Here is a 22930-nt window from a genome sequence, read left to right on the forward strand (position 1 = left end):
CGTTCCGCTCGGGCGCGGAGGTCGGCCGCACCGCGCTCGTCTCCGCCACCGGCCCGACCAGGCTCGTGGCGACCGCCGACCGGACCACGCTCCGCGCCGACGACACCGATCTCGCCTTCATCGCGATCGAGCTGCGTGACGCGGCCGGCGTCCTGGTCACCGGCGCCGACCGCGAGGTCTCGGTCAGCGTCGCGGGTGCGGGTCGGCTCGCGGGCTTCGGAACCGGTACCCCGAAGACGACCGAGCGCTTCGACGCGACCACGCGCACCACGTTCGACGGACGGGCGCTGGCGATCGTCCGGCCGAGCGGGGCCGGCGCCATCACGGTGACGGTGAGCGGTGCCGGCCTCGACGACGTCGTCCTGGATCTGGAGGCAGCGGGTCGCTGAGTCGCCCGGATCTGCACGGAATCAGCCTGATTTCGCGCAGATCCGGGCGGATGAGCACGCCTAGTGCGGGTCGAGGCGGTTGAGCATCGCGACCGTCTGGTCGTACTCGCCGCGGACCTCGGCGTAGCGCAGGAACTTGACGTTCTCGACCTGGATCTCCGTGGCGTCGGGCTGCGACTCGATGAGGCCCATGACCTCGTCGGCGAAGGCGTCGAGGGGCATCGCGAAGTCGCTCTCCTCCTGGCCGGGCATGAGCGAGGTGCGAACGGCCGGCGGGACGAGCTCGACGACGCGGACGCTTGTGGCCGCCAGCTGGAGTCGGATCGACTCGCTCAGCATGTGGATGGCCGCCTTGCTCGCGTTGTAGGTCGGCGTCACCCGCAGCGGGGTGAAAGCGAGGCCCGAGGAGACGGTCATGATCGTGGCGTCCGGTCGGCTGCGGAGCTGCTCGATGAACGCGCCGATGAGCCGGATGGGCCCGAGGACGTTCGTCGTGATGATCTCCTCGGCGGTCGCGACGAAGTCGGAACCAGTCCAGTCCTCGCCGCGCATGACGCCGGCCATCGTGATGAGCACGTTCAGCTCCGGGTGCTCCGCGATGACCTGCTTCGCCGCGGCTTCGATGCTCGCAGGATCTGCTGTGTCGATCCGCACGGTGTGGAGGCCGGGCTCGTCGGCGGCGATCGACTCGAGGAGTTCGGTGCGTCGCCCGCCGATGATGACGGTGTTGCCGGCTGCGTGGAGGCGTCGTGCGAGAGCGAGGCCGATGCCGCTCGTCGCGCCGGGGATGAAGACGGTGTTTCCGGTGATCTGCATGGATCGAGTCTCCGTCGGTGACGACGGCCGCACCAGGGTGCGGCGATCCATGGATCCGCGATCCCTGGATCGCCTGGCCGCGGAGGCGGATACTGGCGGGATGGATCGCCCAGCGCTCGCCGACTTCCTCCTCCGACACCGATCGGCGTTGCAGCCCGCGGACGTCGGCTTGAGCAGCGGACCTCGGCGACGGACGGCCGGGCTCCGACGCGAGGAGGTCGCGCAGCTCGCAGCGATGTCGACCGACTACTACGCGCGGCTCGAGCAGCAGCGGGGTCCGCAGCCGAGCACGCAGATGCTGGGTTCACTCGCGCGGGCGCTCCGGCTGAGTGCCGAGGAACGCGACTACCTGTATCGGATCACCGGACACAACGCACCGACCCGCCTCGCAGCGACCGACTACGTCGCGCCGGCGCTTCTGCGCGTCCTCGACCGGCTCACCGACGCACCCGCGCTCATCCTGTCGGCGCTCGGCGAGACGCTCGTCCAGAACGACCCGGCCCGGGCGCTGTTCGGCGATGCGAACCGGTACCGGGGCCTGGAGCGCAGCGCGATCTACCGCTGGTTCCTGCACCCGGAGGAACGCGAGCGATACCCCGCCGAGGACCGGGACCGGCAGAGTCGAGCGCAGGTCGCGTCGCTGCGTGCGGCCTACGGCTCGTTGGGGGCACAGTCGCCGGCGGGCGAGATCGTCGAGGCGCTCTCCGGGCACAGTGAGGAGTTCCGGCGACTGTGGGCGACGCACGAGGTCGGGCGGCGGTTCGAGGACCACAAGGTGCTCATCCACCCCGAGATCGGCCCCATCGAGCTGGACTGTCAGGCCCTGTTCACCGAGGACCAGTCGCAGGCACTCCTCGTCCTCACGGCCGCACCGCACACCGAGGCCGCAGGCAAGCTCAAACTCCTCGCTGTCCTCGGCACCCAGACCTTCGAGGGTGCGCGGTAGCGGAAGCGCCAGCCGAGCGGTTCAGGCCGTCGGTGCTGTCCGCAGCTTCCGACGGCGGACAGCCCCGCCGATCGCGACGCCGACGACCCCGACGATCACCGGGACGACCAGCCCGAGGACGACGACAGCGAGGAGTGCCAAGACGAAGCTCGGCATCAGGCCGCCGCCGATGAGGTCGACCACGAGCAGCGGGATGAACGCCAGCAGGACGAGCCAGGCGAGCCCCGGCTGACGCGACACCGCGAGGATGCCGACCGCGAGCCAGACACCCGCACCCCACAGCAGGAGGCCGAGGATGAAGCGCCAGGAGTCGTACGCCTGGTACGGCAGGAGTTGCGGACCGGGTGCGGCCAGATCCGGGTTGCCGATCACGACCAGCGAGGCGACCACGAGGCCGACGGCGGCGAGCACGAGGGCAAAGACACCGAAGACACGCACGGCTACCTCCTAGGGTCACGAATTCAATCAGGTGTGGCCCAGCCAACCACACCGAGGGGAGATGTCCCCATTCCCTGCCCGTAGCCCACCGCGTACGTTCGAGGGATGAACGACGACGGACGCACCGAGACCGACGAGCAATCACCCGCACCGGAGCAGGACAAGCTGCTGATCGAGTGGCTGGAGATCATGCACCCGCGCCTCGCACGATTCGGGGACTTCCTCACACCGCGCGAGGTCGTCACCGATTACTCGCGGGACTCGCTCGCCTCCCTCGAGCGGCTCATCCTCCACCGTTGGTCGGACCGCCACGCCTTCGCGCAGGAGCAGGACACCGATTTCAACGACGGTGCCACGCGATACATCGGCGAGACCTACCTGCGGATCGGCGGCGGCGGGTGGTTCGTGAACCACGATCCGAAGTTTTTGTACTCGGGTCGGCTCTGCATCCTGCTCGACGTCGAGATGCCCGTCCCGATCTCGCCGCTCAACCTGATCATCACGATGTTGAGCCGGCGCACCGGCAATGTCCTCACAAGGATCTGGGACGGGCAGACGAAGAACGTCACCGAGCGGCGTCTCACCGAACCGGGCTGGGAGCCGACGCGCGAGCCGTTCCCCGGCGCGATCCCGATGTCCCGCTTGAGCTCAGCCCTCACGCCTTCCGTCCGCTGACCCCCAGGGTCTCAGCCACCCACGCGGTCGAACGGCCAGGCGAGATGTGCTGGACTTGCCTGATGACCACACCGCTCGAACGCGCGCTCGTCCTGCAGGCGATGCACGTCCCCGGAAACCCGCTGATCCTGCCGAACGCCTGGGACGTCGCCTCCGCCCGCGCCATCCTGGCGTCCGGCGCCCGCGCGATCGCGACGACGAGTGCCGGGGTCGCCTGGTCGCTCGGGTACCGCGATGGGAACGAGCTGACCCGCGACGTCGCCCTCGATGCCGTGCGGCGGATCGCATCCGCGGTGCCCGTCCCGCTCACCGCGGACATCGAAGGCGGCTACGGCGAGACACCGGACGAGGTCGCCGGCACGATCGCCTCCTGCATCGACGCGGGCGCCTCCGGGGTGAACCTCGAGGACTCCCTCCGCCCGATCGAGGAACAGGAACGACGGATCGCGGCAGCACGGTCTGCCGCTGATGACGCCGGTATCCCCCTCTTCATCAACGCCCGGATCGACACGCATCGACTCGGCGACATCGGAGGCGACCGCTGGTTCGACGAGACGGTGACGCGTGCCGCTGCGTATGCACGGGCCGGCGCGAGCGGGATCTTCGTGCTCGGTGCCCTCCGAGCCGACACGATCGAGCGGCTCGCCGATGCGACGACCCTGCCGCTCAACGTCGCCTTCGGTCCGGGAACGCTGACGGTCAGCGAGCTCGCGAGAGCCGGCGCGAGTCGCATCAGCGCGGGTTCGTCGATCGCGGAGGCCGCCTACAGCCTCGCGCAGCAGTGGGCGACGGCGATGCTCGAGACGCCCGATGCGGCTCCCGCATCACCGCCCACGCTCGGCTGGGCCGCACTCAACCAGCTCATCCGGGACTGAACCCCCGGCGGGACCAGCGGGACGCCGACCACACGTCGCGGATCGCCTCGACCTGTCGGTCGATCGTGAAGCCGGAGACGTCCAGGACGACGTCGACCTCCGGCGGCGACGCGAGCAGGTCGTGCAGCAAATCGAACTCGCCGTCCGTCAGATACGCGGGGCGCGTCGCTGCACGCTCTCGCGCCTCATCCACCGGGAGCGTGAGATGGACCACGAGGCAGTCGGGGAGTTCCGCACGGTAGGCCGCGAGCGCGTCAGCCGGCACGACATCCGCGATGACCACGTCGAAGCCGGCGTCACCGAGATTGCGAGCGAGCGCCGCGGCGTTCCGGACCGCGAGCAGGTGCTGTGCTCGACCCTCCGGACCGCTCCAGAGCGTCGCGTCACCGGCCACGATCAACTGCCGAACGTCGTCGGCATCGATGAACGCCGCTCGTTCACGCTCTCCGGCGAGGCGCCTGCCGCAGGTCGACTTCCCGACCGCAGGACCGCCCGAGAGCACCAGTGGACGCATACTCATCTGCTCGATGCGATCACAGGCCAGCGAGAAGGTCAACTCGCAAGGGTGACGCTGCGATCCCCGAAGTCGGCGACAACCCGGACCTGACCACCCAACGCGGCGACGTACTTCCTGATGGTGTCGAGTTCGAACGACTCGAGCTGCCCGTGTTCGATGGCCGACACACGACGCTGCGATACGCCCATCGTCTTACTGAGCTCCGTCTGCGTCAGATCAGCTTCCTTCCGCAGCGTGACCAGTTGATAAGCGAGCACTTCTGACTCGGCGGCATGGCGAGCGGCGGCGACGCGCTCCGGATCTCGGCCCAACTTCGCGCGCGCGCTCCCCCAACTCACTGGCTTCTCACTCATCGTCATCATCCTTCTGCCATTCACGAAATCGCTGTTCATCTTAGAACCCTTGGGTTCTGTGAGCAACGCGATCGAGCATGCCGATCCGACGCCCTCCGATACCCTGAGGGCAGTGAACCGTTCTTTCGCTCTGTGACCCAGAGGCCTTTCAGCGACACCCGTTCGCTCCTCCCACGAGGGGCGGTGATTTCGTGCGCCCGGAACGGGAGCTCCCTGCGGAGTTCCCCTGCACCCCGGCCCCCACTCGAAACCACTCCGGAAAGAACACCCACGCATGACGTCCATCGACGCTTCCTCCACCCCCTCCGACGACCGCTCGGTGCTTCGCGCGAACTGCGCTGACTGCTTCGCGCTCTGCTGCACCGCCTTCGGGTTCCAACGATCAACCGACTTCCCGATCGACAAACCGGCAGGCACGCCCTGCCTCAATCTGGCAGACGACTTCTCCTGCACCATCCACGAATCCCTGCGCCCGCGAGGGTTCCGCGGATGCACCGTCTTCGACTGCTTCGGCGCGGGCCAACTCGTCTCGCAGGAGCTCTTCGGCGGCACGAGCTGGCGGGAACGCCCCGAGACGAGCGCCGAGATGTTCGCCACGTTCTCCGTGGTGCGCCAACTGCAGGAGATGCGCTGGTACCTCGTCGAAGCCGCCGAGCGGACGGCCGCGTCAGACCTGGTGGTGCACATCGGCCGGCTCCGCACCGGGATCCAGCGGATCCTCGACAGCGGCACCTCCCAGATCCTCGCCTGCGACGTCGAGTCCCTCCGCGCTGACATCCGAAGTGTGCTGATCGACGTCAGCGAGGAGGCGCGGGGCGGGTACCTGGCCGGCGCCGACACCGCGCCGGACGACGACCTCCACCCCTCGGCAGACCTCGCCGGACGCGACCTGCGCGCCCGTCGACTGTGCGGAGCCGATCTACGCGGGGCGATCCTGATCGGCGCGGACCTGCGTGGGGCGGACCTGGCGGGCGTCGACCTGCTCGGAGCCGATCTCCGCGATACACGACTCGACGGGGCCGACCTCTCGGCCGCCCTGTTCCTCACCCAGATGCAGCTCAACGCGGCACGAGGTGACGAGGCGGCGCTCTTGCCGACCACCCTCGACCGACCGGGGCACTGGACGACGGCGAGTCGCGCTTCCTCCCCGACAGATGGGGAGTTGTCCCCGTAGGCCTCGGGCGGCCGTCCCCGATACCGTCGATGACATGATCCGCATGCACCGCACCCTCGCCCTGACCGCCCTCGTCGCAGCGACCGCCGGGATCGCCCTGACCGGGTGCTCGAGCCCACAGCAGGCACCCGACGACGCCCTGGCACTCGGCACGGGTGTGGCCGTCGAGGTCGGGACGGGCGTCGAGATGTCGTTCGCCATCGACGACGTCCGGGAGGGGAAGCTCAGCGACCTCGCCGAGATGGGCGTGCAGTCGACGCCGTCGGACGAGGGGAAGACCCCGTACTTCGTCACCTACTCGGTCACGCTGACGGACGGCGACATCAAGGACGCCGACCGCTCCGCACTCCCCGTGCCGACGACGGACGAATGGAAGCTCAGCGGCACGGGCACCTACCAGCCCATCAAGGTCCTGGGCCAGTTCGACTGCACCCCGGACGGCAACGCGACGGCCGGGGTGTCCCCCGACGCCCCGCTCGTCGCCTGCCAGGCCTTCCTCGGCGACAAGGACGCCCTGCCGACGGCCGTCGAGGTCAAGGACCTCGGCACCTGGGCGACGAAGGACTGAGCTCCCGCGACTCGAGCTGCACCTGCACCGGCGAGCGGTCTTCCACCGCGCGCCGGTGCAGGGTAGTGTCTGCCGTGCGATAAGCGAACAGCGTGTTCCATTATCGAATTCTTGACGATGAAGTGAGGAATCGATGCAGTTCCACCACCACGGCTACGTCTCCGGTGATCCGCGGGTCCTGCCCGCAGCGGGCGTCGGGGTCGATCGACCCGAGGTCCTCCCGGACGAGCTCGACGTCCTCATCGTGGGCAGCGGGCCGGCGGGCATGATCGCGGCCGCCCAGCTGTCCCGCTTCCCGTCCATCACCACGCGCATCGTCGAGCGTCGACCGGGACGCCTCGCGATCGGTCAGGCGGACGGCATCCAGGCCCGCAGTGTCGAGACCTTCGACGCCTTCGGCTTCGCTGAGCGCATCACCGCCGAGGCGTATCGCATCACCGAGATGGCGTTCTGGCAGCCCGACGCGGAGGACCCAGGTCGGATCGTCCGCGGCGCCCGACCACTCGACGACACCACCGGCGTCAGCGAGTACCCGCACCTCATCGTGAACCAGGCCCGAGTGCTCGACTACTTCGCCGAGTACATGGCGAACGCCCCGACCCGGATGCGACCCGACTACGGGTGGGCGTTCCAGGGACTCGAGATCGACGACGACGCGGAGTACCCGGTCGCGGTCACGCTGCTGGACACGAGCGACGAGTCCGCCGGCGAGACCAGGACCGTCCGCGCGAAGTACGTCATCGGAGCCGATGGTGCCCGGAGTGCCGTCCGCCAGGCGATCGGCTGCACCTTGGCCGGCGACCAGGCGAACCACGCGTGGGGCGTCATGGACGCCCTCGCCGTCACCGACTTCCCCGACATCCGCACGAAGTGCGCCATCCAGTCGGGTTCCGGCGGCAGCATCCTGCTCATCCCTCGCGAGGGCGGACACCTCTTCCGGATGTACGTCGATCTCGGCGAGGTGCCGTCGGGCGGCAGCGAGGCCGTGCGGTCGACCTCGATCGAGCAGATCATCGACCACGCGAACACCATCCTGAGCCCCTACCGGCTCGACGTGAAGCATGTCGCCTGGCACAGCGTCTACGAGGTCGGCCATCGCCTGACGGACCGCTTCGACGACGTCCCGATCGACGAACTCGGCTCGCGCACGCCGCGTGTCTTCATCACCGGTGACGCCTGTCACACCCACAGCGCGAAGGCCGGGCAGGGGATGAACGTGTCGATGCAGGACGGCTTCAACCTCGCGTGGAAGCTCGGACATGTGCTCGAGGGCCGCAGCCCGGAGAGCCTGCTCGCGACCTACTCGGCCGAGCGGCAGGTGGTCGCGCAGGACCTCATCGACTTCGACCGGGAGTGGTCGACGCTCATGGCGAAGCGACCGGAGGAGTTCGCCGACCCGTCCGAGCTCGCCGACTTCTACGTGCGCACCGCGGAGTTCCCGGCCGGCTTCATGACCGAGTACAGCCCGTCGGCGATCGTCGGCGAGGCGACCCACCAGCACCTCGCGAGTGGCTTCCCGATCGGCAAGCGGTTCAAGTCCGCCCTCACCTCGCGCGTCGCGGACGCCAACCACATCCATCTCGGACACCACGCCACGGCCGACGGGCGCTGGCGGATCTACGTCTTCGCGGATGCCGCTTCGCCAGCGTCTGGCCGATCGGCGGAGGTCGCCGCCTGGCTGCAGGACGCACCGGAGTCGCCGCTCCGCGCGGTGCCTGACGGCGTGCGGGCCGACGACTGGTTCGATGTGAAGATCGTCTACCAGCAGCGCCACACGGACATCGACCTCGGCACCGTTCCGCCGGCGTTCCTGCCGCGCGTCGGCCCGTTCGACCTCATCGACTACGAGAAGGTCTACGCCCGCCATCCCGACGTCGACATCTTCGCCGAGCGCGGCGTCGACCGCGCGGGTGCCGTCGTCGTCGTGCGGCCGGACCAGTACGTCGCCCACGTGCTCCCACTCACGGCCACCACGGAGCTCGCGGCGTTCTTCGACGGCGCGATGGGACGGCAGACGACGCACTCCTGATCGTCAGGCGAGCTCGGCGTCGATGTCGGCGAGGTCCAGGACGAAGCGGTACCGGACGTCGTTGCGGGCCAGCCGATCGAGCGCGACGTCCACGTCGGCTGCCGGGACCACCTCGACGTCCGCTGTCACGCCGTGGGTGCCGCAGAAGTCGAGGAGGTCCTGCGTCCACCGGCGACCACCGCTCCCGGCCGACGTCAGACGCTTCCGGCCGAGGAGCAGGTCCATGGCCTGGATGTCGATCGGGCCGAGGTAGCCGAGCGAGCAGAGCGTCCCGTCGAGGTCGAGGACGCGGAGATACGGCACGAGATCGTGCTCCACCGAGACGGTGTCGATGACGAGGTCGAGGCTGCCGGCTGCCGCAGCCATGGCGTCGGCATCGGTCGAGACCACCACTCGGGACGCCCCGAGCCGCAGCGCATCGGTCGCCTTGCCCTCAGACGTGGTGAAGACGGTGACCTCGGCGCCAAGCGCGCGACCGAGGCGGACGGCGAGGTGACCGAGACCCCCGAGGCCGACGACGCCGAGTCGCGTCCCCTCCCCCACGCCGTTGGTGCGGAGTGGCTCCCAGACGGTGATGCCCGCACACATCAGGGGTGCGACACCGGCCGGGTCGAGGGAGATCGGGCGGTGGTAGACGAAGCTGTCGCGCACGACGTAGCGCCCGGAGTACCCGCCGAGCGTCGTGCTGCCGTCGACGCGGTCGCGGCCGGCGTACGTGAGCGTCGGGAACTCGACGCAGAAGTTCTCCTGATCGCGCAGACACATCGTGCAGGTTCCGCACGAGTCGACGATGTTGCCGACGGCGACGGCGTCGCCGGGCGCGAAGGACGTCACGTCCGAGCCGACGGCGACGACTTCGCCGACGAACTCGTGACCGGGCACGAGCCCCGCACCCGGGCCCACGGAGGCGAGCGCGTGCAGGTCGCTGTGACAGACGCCGCAGTGCGTGACGCGGACATCGACGTCGTCCGGTCGGAGCTCGCGGCGTTCGATGACGGTCTGCTGGAGCGACCGAGGGGCGGCCGTGGACATGAGGGCGGTTGTGCGCATGCGACCGATACTACCTACTAGTTGGTAGTATCGATACACTCGATCGATGAACACCGCAGAACAGACTCGTCAGCGCATCCTCGACGCCGCGACCGAGGAGTTCGCCACCCACGGCATCGCCGGCGCACGGGTGGACAGGATCGCCCAGCGCTCAGGCATGAGCAAGCCGATGATCTACGCCTATTACGGCGCCAAGGACCAGCTGTTCGACGCCGTCTTCGACGCGCACGTCATCGCCAACGGCGATCGCGTGCCGTTCACGGCGGCCGAGCTCCCCGAGTACGCGGCCCGGCTGTACGACGACTACCTCGCCGATCCGGCGCTCGCCCGCCTCGTCATGTGGAAGCGGCTCGAACGCGAGAGCACCGGGTACCTCTACAGCGGCCTCGAGGACCACGACCGCCGCCACCTCCGGGACATCGAGGCGGAGCAGCGAGCGGGATCGATCCGTCCCGACCTCGACCCGGCCGACGTCTGGGCGCTGCTCATCTCGACCGCGGCGACGTGGGCGCAGGCGTCCATGACCGTGGTCGCCACGTCCGCCGACGCACCCGAGGTCCACGACCGTCGGCGCTCGGCGCTGGCTGCGACGATCCGCGCCGGCCTCTGCACTCAGGAATAGCGCGGCGAGGATCAGCACCACGGCGAGCGCCGCGCTGAGCACCGTCGTACCGATCACGAGGAGCGCCACGATCGCGCCCAGCCCCAGTAGGACGGCGATCGCGAGGCGCCGTCGTGCACCGATCGCGACCGGAGGCGGAACCGCCTCGACACGGGCGAACACCGTCGCGACCAGTGCGGTCAGTGTCAGTGCCACCGCCAGCCAGAGGGGCCGTCCGAACCACCACCCGAGGCTGTCCGGCGCGGGGAGGGCGATGCCGGTCAGAAGCGCGAACACTGCCGACGCACCGGCCATGGCGAGGAGTACCGGCATGTGCCAGAGGTAGATCGTCATGGCGCGACGGGTGACGAAGTCGGTCACGAACGCGACCCGGCGACGCGCGCTCAGCCGAGTGAGTCGCTCGCGGACGAGCGACAGCAGTGCCGTGTGGGCGACCCCGACGAGGAGCAGCGCCGCGGTGGGCGGGTTGATGTTCGCGATGAGGTCGCTCGAGTACACGCCGGCCCACCAGGTGAGCACGAGGACGACGACCGCCCCGACACCGGCGAGCGCCCGGACACGCCGGCTGAGCGCGCCGATCGAGCCGTCCGCCAGGAAGAACCCGAGTTGCTGGAGCGCGGTCCAGACGAGGACGAGGTTGATGAATCCGAGGGCGTCGACACCAGTGGCAGCACGCAGGACGTCGACCAGCACGGCGGCGATGGCGAGTGACGCGATCGACCGGAGCGGTGCGCGCTCGTGGGCGGCGGCGAGCGCAGGCAGCAGTGCCTGGCAGAGCAGGAAGACGCCGAGGAACCAGAGTGGCTGGCCGAACCGGAAGCCGGCCATGGCGACGAGGTCGGCGGGGACACCGGCCACGGTCAGTATCGCGAGGGCGGCTCCCACACAGCCGATGGTGACGACCGCGGGGAGCAACAGGCGATGGAGCCGCGCGGCGATGAACGCCGAGGCCGGCGCACCGTGCGACCGGTGGCGTCGATACGCGAGCAGGCCGGCGAACCCGCCGATGACGAAGAAGAGCGGCATGACCTGCAGGACCCAGCTGAGCGGGGCGATCCAGGCGGTGCCGTCACTCGCGTTCTCGAACACCGGACCGGCGGAAGTCACCGTCACGCCGACCATCATCGCGTGCAGGACGACGACACCGACGATGCAGCAGGCACGCACGAGGTCGATGCCGCGGTCACGGTCACCCCGGGTGCGATCGAGCCCGGTGCGGACCGGTCTGGTGCGATCGATTCTGGCGTCGATCGGTGCTGCGTGGGTGATGGCCATGACGGTCCTCCTCGGTGATGTCCGAGGAGGTTACGAACGCGGCACCCGAGGGCACATCACCCGGCGGTGTCGTCGCGCCCCGTACCCAGGGGTGAGGCACCGACGCGCGGAGTCCGGTCAGGACGGGGCGACGAGTCCGGTGTCGTAGGCGAAGATGACGGCCTGCACGCGGTCGCGCGCACCGACCTTGGCGAGGACCTTGCCGACATGGGTCTTCACGGTCTGTTCCGCGATGAACAGGGTCGCGGCGATCTCGCTGTTCGACCGCCCATGGCCGATGAGGACGAGCACCTCGCGCTCGCGCTCGGTGAGCTCCGCCAGCCGCGCGGCGCCATGCGAGGCACGGGGCTTCTGTGCGGCGAACTGCGCGATCATCCGCCGGGTGACGCTCGGGGCAAGCAGTGCGTCACCGGCCGCCACCACCCGCACGGCGTGAACGAGGTCCTCGGGCAGGGCGTCCTTGAGGAGGAAGCCGCTCGCGCCGGCTTGCAGGGCGTCGTAGACGTAGTCGTCGATGTCGAAGGTGGTGAGCATGATGATGCGGGGGACCTTCGCCGCCGGGTAGCCCGGGCCGAGGATGCGCTTCGCCGCCTCGATGCCGTCGAGCTCGGGCATGCGGACGTCCATGAGGATGACGTCGGGGTCGAGCCGCGCCGACAGCGTGACCGCTTCGGCTCCGTTCGCGGCTTGCCCCGTCACCCGGATCCCGTCGTGGGCGTCGAGGAGCGCGGCGAACCCCGCTCGGACCATGGCCTGGTCGTCGGCGATGAGGACGTCGATCGTCATTGGCGGTCCTTCGTCGAGCTGGATCGGGGGCGAGAGGGCGTCGAGGTCGGCTCGCCGGTGGGCAGCACGGCCGTCACGAGCCAACCGCCGACACCGTCGGGGCCGGCGTCGAGGGTGCCGTCGAGGAGGGCGGCGCGTTCGAGCATGCCGCGGAGGCCGTGACCAGCGCCGTGCTCCCCCGCGCTCTGCGCAGGACCGTTGTGGATGCGCAGCTGCACCGCGGTCGCATCGACTCGGACGTCGACGACGATGGGCGCGCCCGGTGCGTGCCGGACCGCATTGCTCATCGCCTCCTGCACGATGCGGAACGCCGCGATCTGCACGGTCGGCGGGACGGGGACACCCTCGTCGCCACGGTCCATCGAGAGGGTGATGTCGGCGCCGACGCGACGCAGGCCGTCGGCGAGCGCCGGGAGGTCGTCCAAGCCCTGTTGCGGAGCGAGTTCTGCGACCTGGTCCTCGGTGCGCAGGACGCCGAGCAGACGCCGCATCTCGACGAGCGAGCCGCGCGCGGTGGCGGCGATGTCGTCGAACTCCGCCGCGGCGTCCTCGGCTAGGCCGGGCACGCGATACTTCGCCGTCGAGGCCTGCACCTGGATCACGGACATGCTGTGCGCGACCACGTCGTGGAGCTCGCGGGCGATCCGGGTACGCTCCTCGACGAGCACGCGCCGGGACTGCTCGGCGGCGGAGATCTCACGCTCCCGGGTCAGTTCCTCGCCCACCCGGACGCGTCCCGAGACGAGCAGCGCCACGAGATATGCCACCCCCGCGACGGATGACGCGACGATGAGGTCCGCGGCCATGGCTGTCGCGTCGGCGGCGGACGGGACGAGGAGCGCCGCGACGAGCGAGCCCGCGATGCCGACGAGCAACGGGATGAGTCCCAACAGCCAGTCGTGGAGGAAGGTGACGACACCGACGAACACGGCGAAGGCGATGAGCGCGGGCACCGACCATGGCCACGGCCACACCGGATCGTGGTCGGGCGAGGCGACCAGCGGGAGCACGAAGGCCGCCGCGGAGAACAGCACGACCGCGACGCGTGGGAGCACGACGGACAGGAGTGGCGCGCCACAGACCGCGGCTCCGAGGAGGAACGACGCCGGGAGCACGGTGCCGTAGAGGAGGCTCTGGATCGGAACGAGGACGCTCAGCAGGACGACGCCGACGCCCGCGAGGACGAAGAGTCCGACGGTGCGGCGGGAGGTGCCGCGCGCCGTCCGATCCATGAGGGTCATTGTCCCATCAGCGCCAGGGCCGGCGGGTGCTCCTCGGTGTCTGACTCCGCCGGCGTCCCGTCGCCGGCCGCATCGGACCGCTCACGGCGACGACGACGGATGGCTGCGACCCGGTCGACGACCAGGCCGAGGACGAGCGCGACGCCCACACCGAGCACGGAGCTGAGGAACGGCTGGTCCTCGAAGAGCTTGCCGGCGACCACGCCGATGATCGCGCTGTAGGCGGCCCAGGTCACTCCGCCGATGACGCTGAGCGGCAGGAACCGTCGCCACGGGTATCGGAGGGCGCCGGCGGACATGTTGACCACGACGCGGCCGACAGGGATGTACCGCGCCCCGAGGATCAGCGGGGCGCCTCGATGCCCGAGCGTCCGCCCGGCCCGGTCGAAGGCCGCCGCGATCCGGGGACGCCGCATCCACGCGAAGCGCGTCGTGCCGACCCCGCGGCCGATGAGGTAGGCGATGTTGTCGCCGATCGCCGCACCCACGGCCGCGACGGCGCAGAGGAGCAGGAGGTTCGATCCGCCGGTCGAGACCGCGACGGCTGCCGCGGCGACGAGCACCGTCTCGCTCGGGATCGGTGGGAAGAACCCGTCGATGACCGCGGTCGCGAACATCACCACGTACAGCCACGGTGAGGTCACTGCGTTGAGGATGAGCTCGTTGATGACGTCCATGCTCCGACGCTACGAAGCGGACGGCGCCGCAGCATCACCCTGGGGTATCGCGGACCCCCTACCCCGGTGGTGTTCTGCGGCGCCGCCGGTGCCGGTCCTCGCCGGTGCCGGTCCTAGTCGACGACGGCCGGGACCTTCGGTTCGGCGTGCCCACGCGGGGCGAGCGCTTCGTGCGTGCTGACCTCGTAGGCGTTCTCGGCGTGGAGGACGACGTCGAGACCCTGTGCCTCCGTCTCGGCCGAGACTCGGATGCCCATCGTCTTGTCGAGCACCTTCGCGAGCACCCAGGTGATGGAGAAGGTGTAGACGAAGACGGCGACGATCGCGAGCGCCTGCTTGCCGAGGAGGAGGAAGCCGCCGCCCGCGAGGAGTCCCTCGCCGCCGCTGGGCGCGAGCGGCACCGCGAGGACACCGATGAGGAGGCCACCGACGACGCCGCCGACGAAGTGCAGGGCGGTGACGTCGAGGGCGTCGTCGAAGCCGAGGCGGACCTTGAGGCTGACCGCGAAGTAGCAGACGACCGCTGCGGCGGCACCGATCGCGAGCGAGCCGAGCGGGGTGACCGCACCGCACGACGGCGTGATGGCGACGAGTGCGGCGATCGCGCCCGAGCAGGCACCGAGGGTGGTGGGGTGACCGTCGCGCAGCTTCTCGACGACGAGCCAGACGATGACGCCCGCGCAGGTCGCGGCGACGGTGTTGAAGACGGCGACGGCGGCGTTGTTATCCGCGGCACCAAGGGCGCTGCCGTCGAAGCCGATCCAGCCGACGAAGAGCAGGCCGGCACCGAGGAGCGTGAGTGGGAGGCTGTGCGCCTTGGGCTGCGACGGGAAGCCGTTGCGCTTGCCCAGGACGATGGCGAGGGCGAGGGCGGCGACCCCGGAGTTGACGTGGATCGCGGTGCTGCCGGCATAGTCGATCGAGCCGATCGTGTTCGCGAGCCACCCGCCCTGCACGCTGCCGTCAGCGGAGTCGAAGGCGAAGACCCAGTGCGCGACCGGGAAGTACACGAGCGTCGACCAGACACCGGCGAAGACCATCCACGCACTGAACTTCATCCGACCTGCGGCCGCTCCGGCGACGATCCCGATCGTGAGACCGGCGAACATCAGGTGGAGTGCGGCGAGCGCCAGCGGCGGGAGCGCGCTTCCCTCGGGGGCGACGAGCAACTGACCGAGGCCGGGGTACTCGGTGGGGTCGCCGACGAGCCCGAGGCCGCCGAGGCTGTCACCGAAGACCATCGAGTAGCCGAAGGCCACCCAGAGGATCCCGACGAGACAGAACGACGCGAAGATCATCATCATCATGTTCATGGTGACGCGACGGCTGACCATGCCGCCGTAGAACATCGCCAGGCCGGGCAGCATGAGTGCCACGGCCACCACCGCCGTCAGGAGCCATGCCGTGTTGCCCGCGATTGCAGCCGTGTCCATCCGGACCTCCAGGGTTCGCGCGGGATCCGAAACGGACGACCGCATTTTCAATAGGTCATCCAATTGTCGTGACGACCGGTTTCAATGCAGTATCGAATCCGTTTCGTGTTCGTTACGGGTTCGGTCGGGTCCCGAGCGTCGGACCCAGTCGTGAGCGGCACTCGCGAGGTAGCAGCCGTCGTGGTTAGACGGCGCATAGGCTGCTCGCATGGCAAAGGCGAACAATCCCCAGTACCGGACACCGCGGCTGATCCTGGGATGGACGTGGGCGACCCTCGGTGTCGTGCAACTCGCGTTCAGGTTGCCCGCCGGCGCTGACAGTCAGGGCTATCTGTTCGGGGTCATCCTGGGTGTTGCGCAGATCGTCCTCGGCGCGGTCGTGTTGATCCAGGCGTGGCAGCTCCCGAAACGCCCGTCCATCGACGATGCAGCCCGGACCGACGCCGGAGACGGGCGATGACCCGCTCCCGCAAGCTGTGGCTCGTGGCGGCCGTCCTCTTTTTGGCGCTCGTGGCAGTGCAGCTCTGGATCATCGTCTCGAACTGGTCGGGGACGAGTCGAGACTGGTTCCAGATCGTGCTCGCACTGGTGCAGGGCTCGCTCGCGCTGACCGTCATCACCTCGAGCCTGCGGTCGGGACGTCGGACCGACTCGACGGACGCCACAGCTGAGGACGAGTCTCCGGCGGGTTAGCCGGCAGCGAGGTCGAGCTGAAGGGCAGCCCGCTCGACGTCTGCGAGTGCAGCGCGGTCGACCAACAGGCTGTGGAGGGTGGCGGAGGCGGTGCGCCGCGCGAAGGCTCTGATGCGGTCCGTCCCGCTCGCACCCTCGGCGGCCTCGACCGGCGGGTACTGGGCGGCGATGTCGCCGGAGCCGTAGCGGTAGGCCTTCTGCATACCCTCGTTGGCGTGGAGCGCCGCGGCCGCCGCCCACTCGGGCGTCTCGCTGCCGCCGAGGACGAGGGTCCCCTGCTCGACGCCGTCGCGGACGAGCCAGGCGATGAACGCGAACAGCGCGCGGTAGTCGTCCCAGAACGACGCGAGGTCGTCAGGATGCTCCGCCGCGAGCCGCTCGATCTCGTTGTAGTCGAAGGGCGCCTCGCAGATCGCGATGCCGTCCTCGTAGAGGACGCGGTAGAGCTTCGCGGGAACATCAGCCTCGATCGAACCGAGGGCCTCCGCGGCGCCGACCGACTGGCGGTTCGAGGCGGCGGTCGCCCGCAGCACCTCGCGCTTGTTCGCGAACCAGTAGTAAAGCGAGGACTGCTTCATCCCGCACGCCTCGGCCAGCATCGTCATGCTCGTGCGCTCGTACCCGCGCTCCGCGAACAGCCTGGTCGCGACCTGGATGATCTCCTCACGAGGATCCTCGGCGGCGATCCCGCTCGCGCGAGGACGACCGGGCGATGCTCCTGTGCGGCCGGCCATCGATCACCACTCCCTGCTCGCGGACACCTCCGCCAATCCTACGGGCGGGCGGCTCGACGGCCTTGAACACTCACGATCGTCCCATCGGATGGGACGTGGTGACACGAGGCGATGGTCAGGTTGTGGAGGCGCAACACTCTCAGAAGATCTGGGGACTGCAGGTGAAGGACATCGATGTCGATGTTGTCCAGCCTCGCGCTCGTGATGCCATCATCCGCCTGTTCGAAGATGGCCCAGAGCACGATGTCCGCTCCATGGCGGGATCCGAATTGGATGCCGTCGAACGGTCCGCCATCGCTGGCGTCTCGCCCGAGAATGAAACGGCCCACGCGCTGGGTGAGCGCACGAGGCTGGCTGTTCTGCAGCGCTGAGCTGTCGAAGTCGCTCAGGCCGAACTCCTGGATGGCCATTGCAGCGAACGAGTCGCGTAGAGCTGCGATCGTTCGAGAGTTCGCCACGTCGCAGTAGCGACCGGCGAGGTCTGCGCGACCCACCCTGCGGTTACTGAACCAGGAGGCGTCGACCGTTCCTGCATCGACGGTGGGATAGAGCTCGTCGTCGCTGTCACTCACCTCTATTGCGGCCATGGCCGCGACAACTGCTGGGTCCGGCCGAAACCTGGCCAGGATCTCGACGAGGCAGCCATACAGGGAGTCCCCCGCATAGAGCGTTCGATAGGAGCCATCCTCTGAGTCCCATCTCCCCGTGAACCGACCTCCGTTGGCGAGGCTCCAATCGGTCCAAGCCCATGGGTCGGGTCCGTAACCGACTCTGAAAACCGTTCCTGGGCTGTCGCGAAAGACGAATCGAGGTCCTGACTCAGACTCAGCTGGCACTAGCCCACCGCGGTGAATGCTCGTGCGGCTGCAATCACCCGCGGGCCGACCTCTTCGATGTCGCCTTCGCGGATCAGGCGAGCCGGTGACTCGTCATCGAGCTGAGGATTCAGCCCTTGAAACCAAGACTGCGCGATACGCGGGTGGTCACGTTCAATGAGGATGCCGGCAACCTGGAGTGCGGTCCGGAGGCGCAACTCGGTGGCAGCAGACGGAACACGTGTTCCCTCCGCCCACTGCCGAACGGCTCGGGTCTCGCGCACATTGCCAAGGTAGGCGAGCAGCTGGGCTCCGAGGATTCCACGGAGGTCCTCGACGAGTTCAGGCACTTCCGCACGGATCGATCGCTGGAACGCGCCCAGACCAGGAGTCGAGTTCGTGATCGTCATGCTCCGAGTTTAGCGCTTTACCAGCTTGAATCACACCCACAATCACACATCTCGCACCTTATCCGTTCTCGGCGAGAGTGACCACGCAGATCCAGCGGCGGCTCACCTCTCGGCCAGCAGCTCCCGCATGGCCGCCTCGATCACGGCCGTCTCGGCGGCACGCATGCCAGGCCGCCCCGCGACATGACCGAGGTCGGACTCGATGATCCGCACCTCGCTCCGACGCATCATCGCCGACTCCAGGACGTTGTCCTCGACGGTGAAGTAGAGGTCGGTCGACGACGGCATGACGATGCTCCGCGCGCTCACGCCCCCGAGCGCCTGGGCCAAACCGCCCTCGACCCCTCGCCCGGGATCCGCCCGCTGCCAGGTGCGCAGCATCGCGAGCAGGTCGTTCGCGTCCCACCGCTCGTGGTCGGCCGCCCAGCCCTCGAGGAGGTCGGCGACGTCGGCGTACCCGAGCTCTCGGTAGGTCCCGTCGCGGAAGAACGCCTGCGAGTAGGCCCACCCCGCATACACCGTCCCGAATGCGCGGAGTCCGGCCCGCGGCGGTGTCGTGTAGCGGCCGCCATCGAAGGCCGGATCTGCCCGGAGCGCCGCCTCGACACCCGCCAGGAAGACGGCGTTGTGGGGGGAACACCGCGCGGCACCGGCGACGGGGAGGAACGCGTCGACGAAGTCCGGGTACCGCACCGCCCACTCGTACGCCTGGAGGGCACCCATCGACCAGCCGGCGACCAGCCGCCAGCGGCGGACACCGAGGTGTTCGGCGAGCTGCCGTTGCGCACGGACGTCGTCGCCGATCGAGACCTCGGGGAACGCGGCACCGCGCACCTCCTCAGCCGCGTTCGACGGCGACGTCGAGACGCCGTTGCCGAACAGGTTCACCGAGACGATGAACCAGCGGGCCGGGTCGAGCGCCCGGCCCGACCCGATCCACGGCTCGTAGCTCGCGTGCGTCCCGGTGTAGTAGCTCGGGAGCAGGACGGCGTTGTCGCCGTCGGCGTTCAGCGCGCCCTGCGTCGTGTACGCGAGCCGCGCCTCCGGGAGGTCCGCGCCGGACTCCAGTGCGAACCTCCCGAGGTCGAGGACCTGGTGCATCGGGATCAGAAGAACTTCAGGTAGCGAGCGGTCTCCCAGTCCGACACGTGCGCCTGGTACTCGTTCCACTCCTGGCGCTTGTAGTCGATGAACGCGTCGTACATCGCCTCGCCGAACACGGCACGCGACAGCGAGTCGGTGGCGAACTCGTCGACCGCCTCGCCGAGGCTGCGCGGCAGCATGCCGATGCCGAGCTGCGCGACCTGCGCCTCGGTGTAGTCGTACATGTTCTCGGTGTGCGGCGCTCCCGGGTCGAGGTCCTCACGGATGCCCTCGAGGCCTGCGGCGAGGATGAGCGCCGCCCCGAGGTACGGGTTGCAGCTGATGTCGGCCGCCCGGCACTCCACGCGCCCGCCCTGGAGCGGCACGCGGAGCATGTTCGTCCGGTTGTTGTTGCCGTAGCTCACGAAGACCGGCGCCCAGGTGGAACCCGACATGCTGCCCTGACGCACGAGCCGCTTGTAGCTGTTGACCGTCGGCGCGATGACCGCCGAGAGTGCCGGCGCGTGCTTGAGGACACCGGCGATGAACTTGTAGCCGAGCTCCGAGATGCCGCAACCACGCGGGTCGTCATCGGTCTCGAAGAGGTTCTCGCCGGTCTCGATGTCGGCGAGCGACATGTTGAAGTGCGCACCCGACCCGCTCCGGTCGGCGAACGGCTTCGGCATGAAGGTCGCGAAGTAGCCGTGCTTGCGGACGATCTCGTTGGCCATCAGCCGGAAGAACACGGCGCGGTCGGCCATGGTGAGCGCGTCGGAGTAGTTGAAGTCGATCTCGAACTGCCCCGGGGCGTCCTCGTGGTCGAACGAGTACACGCCCCAGCCCATCTCGGTCATCGCCTCGACCAGCTCGGTGAGCCAATCGAGGTTGTCGAGCGCGGCGGTCGCCGTGTAGCAGGGCTTCGCGAGGTCGTCGCGGTCGCTGACCTCGGTCACGCCCTCCGGGGTGTCCTTGAGGACGAAGAACTCGGTCTCGATCCCGAGGTTGAAGGTGAAGCCCATCTCGGCCGCCGCATCGAGCTGGCGCTTGAGGATGTTGCGCGACGCCGCCTCGAACGGCTCGCCCTTCGTGTAGAGGTCGCTCGCGAAGAAGGCGACGTCCTTCCGCCACGGCAACTGCACGGCGCTGTCGAGGTCGGGGCGAGCGGAGAGCTCCTCGTCGCTGATCGCCTGCGGGAGGCCGTCGAGCGCGGCCCCCGTGAAGAGCTCCGATCCCCCGGCCATGCGCTCGAGGTGCGACAGCGGGACGAACTTGGTCTTGATGCTGCCGTGCATGTCCACGAAGCTCGCCATCGCGTACTTGACGCCGGCCTCCTGCAGGCGGGCGCGGACGGACTCCACGGTGGTAACGGTCTCGACGACGGTCATGGGATGCTCCTCCGGTTACGTCGCTGCCCTCGCCGCGACTCATTTCGATACTGTATTGAAAGTATGCGTGGGTGGAGTTTCGATGCAGTGTCGAAAGTGTTTCCGGGGTGTGAACCCTGCGCCCAGGTGCACTGAAAACACGGAACCGGCGCCCGCCGCGAGTGCGACGGACGCCGGTTCCGGGAGTCGTGGTTACGGAACGATGACCGCACGCCCGCGGATCGTGCCCGCGTGCAGATCCTCGTAGGCCTTCGGGGCGTCGTCGAGCGAGTACGGCTGCACCTCGACGTCGACCTTGCCCGCCTTCGCGAGCTCGAAGACCTCGATGAGCTCGCTCCGCGAACCCCAGTACGGCACCCGGACGGCGGCGTCGTAGGCGATCGACCCGAAGCCGATGGTCGCCGATCCGCCGCCGATGCCCACGATCGTCACGTCGGCCTCCATGGCGGCGACCGCGGTGGCCGTGGCGATCGTCGGGTTGGCGCCGACGAAGTCGAACACCGCGTCGACCCCGACGCCACCGGTCAGCTCGCGGATCTTGCCCGCGGCCGACTCGTCGCTGATGAGCGTGACGTCGGCGCCGACGTGCTTCGCCAGCTCGAGCTTCTCGTCGCTCACGTCGAGGACGATCACCGTCGCGCCGGAGAGCGCCTTGAGCATCTGGATGCCGACGTGACCGAGGCCACCGGATCCGATGACGACGGCGAAGGTGCCGGCACCGAGCTTCGGCAGGCTGCGCTTGATCGCGTGGTACGGCGTGAGGCCGGCATCGGTGAGCGACACGTTCTTCACGGGGTCGAGGTCGCCGATCGGCACCAGGTGGCGCACATCGTCGACGATCATGTACTCGGCCATCGAACCCTGGCTGCCGAGTCCGGGAGGACGGATCCCCTCGGCGACGGCGTTCGTGCAGTAGTTCTCCTTGCCCTGCGAGCAGTTCAGGCAGTGACCACAGCCCCACGGTCCGTAGACGGCGACCGCGTCGCCGATCTGCAGGCTCGTCTCGACACCCTCACCGAACGACTCGATGACGCCGGCGCCCTCGTGTCCGAGCGTGAGCGGCAGCGGGTACTGCTGCGCGAGGTAGTCCTCCTCGGGGAGGCTCATGACGTAGTCGTCGGAGTGGCAGACACCGGCGGCGGTGACCTTCAGGAGGATCTCACCCGGCCCCGGTGTCGGCTTCTCGATCTCGACGACCTCGGGGGCCGAGCCGATCTTCGTGTACCGCAGTGCCTTCATGGTGAGACATCCTCCTCGAGCGTCGGAACCGCACGCCGCAGTCGCTCACTAAGCGACGTGTGTCAGATAAGTCTGACCGTTCCAGTATGCGCCTCGATCCGGCGGCCGGCACCCCGTTGACAGCGCCCTGGCACCGACACCCGTCAGCGTGGCTCCCAGGCCAGGACGACCTCGAGGAGCTCAGCTCGCGACAGCCCACTGTCGACCTGGAGGACCGGTTGCGGCAGGGTCACGAGCCAGGCCTCGTGCGACGCCCGACTCCGGCCGTCGAACGCAGGGTCGTCGTAGCCGCTCGCCCATTCACGGAACTCCCGCCACGCACGGTCGTCATGCGGTTCGCCGGCCCGCCGCTCGATCTCTCGGGCCTCCAGACGCCGCAGCCGCTCCGCCGGATCGAGGGTCACGAAGACGATCGCGTCGCATTCGGCGACGATCTCGTCACCCCAGCCGGGCATCGAGCCCGACAGCACCCACGCCTCGCGCGGTACGAACAGCTCGCGCATGAGCCGCACCCGCTCCGCGTCAGAACGCTTGGTGACATAGGGCGGGTCGGTCGGCACCCAGAAGTAGTCGTCGGCGTCGGCGTGCGGGACGGACCAGTGGTCGGCGAGCGCCCGCCCGAGCGTGGTCACGCCACTGCCACTCGCACCCATCACATGCACTCTCGATCGTCGCATCCGTCCATTCTGACCGGTCGGACGCGGACG

Annotated in this window: 25 protein-coding genes and 2 pseudogenes; 10 read left to right on the forward strand and 17 right to left on the reverse strand. The window is 69.0% G+C overall.

The genetic code is table 11. The features are described from left to right. A pseudogene (locus IFT89_RS14130) lies at nt 1-389 on the forward strand (glycoside hydrolase family 2); the annotation flags it as partial. A gap of 60 nt (nt 390-449) precedes the next feature. On the opposite strand, the gene IFT89_RS14135 reads toward IFT89_RS14130, so the two are convergent. Beyond that, nucleotides 450-1205, reverse strand: coding sequence for an SDR family oxidoreductase (locus IFT89_RS14135; protein ID WP_202939281.1), 756 nt, complete (start codon nt 1203-1205; stop codon nt 450-452). A 100-nt stretch (nt 1206-1305) separates the two neighbouring features. Here IFT89_RS14135 and IFT89_RS14140 point away from each other — a divergent pair, with 100 nt between their 5' ends. Continuing rightward, the gene (locus tag IFT89_RS14140) at nt 1306-2151 is read left to right on the forward strand and encodes a helix-turn-helix transcriptional regulator (protein ID WP_202939282.1); all 846 of its coding nucleotides are present in this window, start codon (nt 1306-1308) and stop codon (nt 2149-2151) included. A gap of 21 nt (nt 2152-2172) precedes the next feature. On the opposite strand, the gene IFT89_RS14145 is transcribed toward IFT89_RS14140, so the two are convergent. Then, nucleotides 2173-2589: a hypothetical protein gene (locus IFT89_RS14145; protein WP_202939283.1), complete on the reverse strand. Its 417-nt coding sequence runs from the start codon at nt 2587-2589 to the stop codon at nt 2173-2175. Nucleotides 2590-2694: 105 nt separating this feature from the next. Here IFT89_RS14145 and IFT89_RS14150 point away from each other — a divergent pair, with 105 nt between their 5' ends. Both IFT89_RS14150 and IFT89_RS14155 read left to right on the forward strand, forming a co-directional pair. Next, entirely contained in the window at nt 2695-3264 is a 570-nt protein-coding gene (locus tag IFT89_RS14150) for a hypothetical protein (protein WP_202939284.1), read from the forward strand. Between the two features lie 62 nt (nt 3265-3326). Then, complete coding sequence (locus IFT89_RS14155; protein WP_192019639.1) at nt 3327-4139, forward strand: isocitrate lyase/PEP mutase family protein; 813 nt, start codon at nt 3327-3329, stop codon at nt 4137-4139. Here the strand turns inward: IFT89_RS14155 and IFT89_RS14160 are convergent. Then, entirely contained in the window at nt 4126-4659 is a 534-nt protein-coding gene (locus tag IFT89_RS14160; RefSeq protein ID WP_192019638.1) for a hypothetical protein, read from the reverse strand. The two genes, IFT89_RS14155 and IFT89_RS14160, sit on opposite strands and share 14 nt — an antisense overlap. Before the next feature lie 32 nt (nt 4660-4691). Beyond that, nucleotides 4692-5048: a helix-turn-helix domain-containing protein gene (locus tag IFT89_RS14165; RefSeq protein WP_202939285.1), complete on the reverse strand. Its 357-nt coding sequence runs from the start codon at nt 5046-5048 to the stop codon at nt 4692-4694. Between the two features lie 235 nt (nt 5049-5283). Between IFT89_RS14165 and IFT89_RS14170 the strand changes: the two genes are divergently transcribed. The 3 genes from IFT89_RS14170 (at nt 5284) to IFT89_RS14180 (ending at nt 8780) form a co-directional block, all read left to right on the forward strand. After that, nucleotides 5284-6183 (forward strand): pentapeptide repeat-containing protein, encoded by a 900-nt coding sequence (locus tag IFT89_RS14170; protein ID WP_202939286.1) that lies wholly within the window; start codon nt 5284-5286, stop codon nt 6181-6183. A 34-nt stretch (nt 6184-6217) separates the two neighbouring features. Beyond that, complete coding sequence (locus tag IFT89_RS14175) at nt 6218-6751, forward strand: hypothetical protein (RefSeq protein WP_194599780.1); 534 nt, start codon at nt 6218-6220, stop codon at nt 6749-6751. Nucleotides 6752-6884: 133 nt separating this feature from the next. After that, nucleotides 6885-8780: an FAD-binding monooxygenase gene (locus tag IFT89_RS14180; RefSeq protein WP_202939287.1), complete on the forward strand. Its 1896-nt coding sequence runs from the start codon at nt 6885-6887 to the stop codon at nt 8778-8780. Nucleotides 8781-8783: 3 nt separating this feature from the next. On the opposite strand, the gene IFT89_RS14185 is transcribed toward IFT89_RS14180, so the two are convergent. Next, entirely contained in the window at nt 8784-9830 is a 1047-nt protein-coding gene (locus IFT89_RS14185) for an NAD(P)-dependent alcohol dehydrogenase (protein WP_137242700.1), read from the reverse strand. Between the two features lie 130 nt (nt 9831-9960). Here IFT89_RS14185 and IFT89_RS20335 point away from each other — a divergent pair, with 130 nt between their 5' ends. Then, on the forward strand, nt 9961-10452 hold the full coding sequence (locus tag IFT89_RS20335; protein ID WP_307783522.1) for a TetR family transcriptional regulator: 492 nt from the start codon (nt 9961-9963) through the stop codon (nt 10450-10452). A 165-nt stretch (nt 10453-10617) separates the two neighbouring features. Here the strand turns inward: IFT89_RS20335 and IFT89_RS20340 are convergent. From IFT89_RS20340 to IFT89_RS14215, 5 genes and pseudogenes are all read right to left on the reverse strand, one after another. Further along, a pseudogene (locus IFT89_RS20340) lies at nt 10618-11727 on the reverse strand (acyltransferase family protein); the annotation flags it as partial. Between the two features lie 117 nt (nt 11728-11844). Next, nucleotides 11845-12513 carry a response regulator gene (locus IFT89_RS14200; protein WP_086472721.1) on the reverse strand — a complete coding sequence of 223 codons (669 nt, stop codon included), beginning with the start codon at nt 12511-12513 and terminating at the stop codon, nt 11845-11847. After that, a complete protein-coding gene (locus IFT89_RS14205; RefSeq protein ID WP_228501443.1) occupies nt 12510-13745 on the reverse strand; it encodes a sensor histidine kinase in 1236 nt (411 codons plus the stop codon). The genes IFT89_RS14200 and IFT89_RS14205 overlap by 4 nt, the downstream gene beginning before the upstream one ends. A gap of 5 nt (nt 13746-13750) precedes the next feature. Further along, on the reverse strand, nt 13751-14431 hold the full coding sequence (locus tag IFT89_RS14210) for a DedA family protein (protein ID WP_202939289.1): 681 nt from the start codon (nt 14429-14431) through the stop codon (nt 13751-13753). 113 nt (nt 14432-14544) lie between these two features. Further along, entirely contained in the window at nt 14545-15864 is a 1320-nt protein-coding gene (locus IFT89_RS14215; protein ID WP_202939290.1) for an ammonium transporter, read from the reverse strand. 208 nt (nt 15865-16072) lie between these two features. Here IFT89_RS14215 and IFT89_RS14220 point away from each other — a divergent pair, with 208 nt between their 5' ends. Further along, complete coding sequence (locus IFT89_RS14220; protein WP_202939291.1) at nt 16073-16324, forward strand: hypothetical protein; 252 nt, start codon at nt 16073-16075, stop codon at nt 16322-16324. Next, entirely contained in the window at nt 16321-16557 is a 237-nt protein-coding gene (locus IFT89_RS14225; RefSeq protein WP_202939292.1) for a hypothetical protein, read from the forward strand. The genes IFT89_RS14220 and IFT89_RS14225 overlap by 4 nt, the downstream gene beginning before the upstream one ends. On the opposite strand, the gene IFT89_RS14230 is transcribed toward IFT89_RS14225, so the two are convergent. The 7 genes from IFT89_RS14230 to IFT89_RS14260 all read right to left on the reverse strand — a co-directional run bounded on the left by IFT89_RS14230 (nt 16554) and on the right by IFT89_RS14260 (nt 22900). Next, nucleotides 16554-17291: a TetR/AcrR family transcriptional regulator gene (locus IFT89_RS14230; protein WP_202939293.1), complete on the reverse strand. Its 738-nt coding sequence runs from the start codon at nt 17289-17291 to the stop codon at nt 16554-16556. The genes IFT89_RS14225 and IFT89_RS14230 overlap by 4 nt on opposite strands. A gap of 38 nt (nt 17292-17329) precedes the next feature. Beyond that, entirely contained in the window at nt 17330-18127 is a 798-nt protein-coding gene (locus IFT89_RS14235; protein WP_202939294.1) for an RES domain-containing protein, read from the reverse strand. Further along, the gene (locus IFT89_RS14240; protein ID WP_085511227.1) at nt 18127-18516 is read right to left on the reverse strand and encodes a hypothetical protein; all 390 of its coding nucleotides are present in this window, start codon (nt 18514-18516) and stop codon (nt 18127-18129) included. The genes IFT89_RS14235 and IFT89_RS14240 overlap by 1 nt, the downstream gene beginning before the upstream one ends. A 102-nt stretch (nt 18517-18618) precedes the next feature. Next, nucleotides 18619-19617 (reverse strand): alpha/beta fold hydrolase, encoded by a 999-nt coding sequence (locus IFT89_RS14245; protein WP_202939295.1) that lies wholly within the window; start codon nt 19615-19617, stop codon nt 18619-18621. Between the two features lie 5 nt (nt 19618-19622). After that, nucleotides 19623-20984 (reverse strand): type III glutamate--ammonia ligase, encoded by a 1362-nt coding sequence (gene glnT / locus IFT89_RS14250; protein ID WP_064295821.1) that lies wholly within the window; start codon nt 20982-20984, stop codon nt 19623-19625. A gap of 192 nt (nt 20985-21176) precedes the next feature. After that, the gene (locus IFT89_RS14255) at nt 21177-22223 is read right to left on the reverse strand and encodes an NAD(P)-dependent alcohol dehydrogenase (protein ID WP_191940106.1); all 1047 of its coding nucleotides are present in this window, start codon (nt 22221-22223) and stop codon (nt 21177-21179) included. Between the two features lie 143 nt (nt 22224-22366). Then, nucleotides 22367-22900 carry a hypothetical protein gene (locus IFT89_RS14260; RefSeq protein WP_192019624.1) on the reverse strand — a complete coding sequence of 178 codons (534 nt, stop codon included), beginning with the start codon at nt 22898-22900 and terminating at the stop codon, nt 22367-22369. Nucleotides 22901-22930 lie beyond the last annotated feature (30 nt).

Source organism: Plantibacter sp. CFBP 13570, assembly GCF_014841395.1.
GTDB classification, from domain to species: domain Bacteria; phylum Actinomycetota; class Actinomycetes; order Actinomycetales; family Microbacteriaceae; genus Plantibacter; species Plantibacter auratus.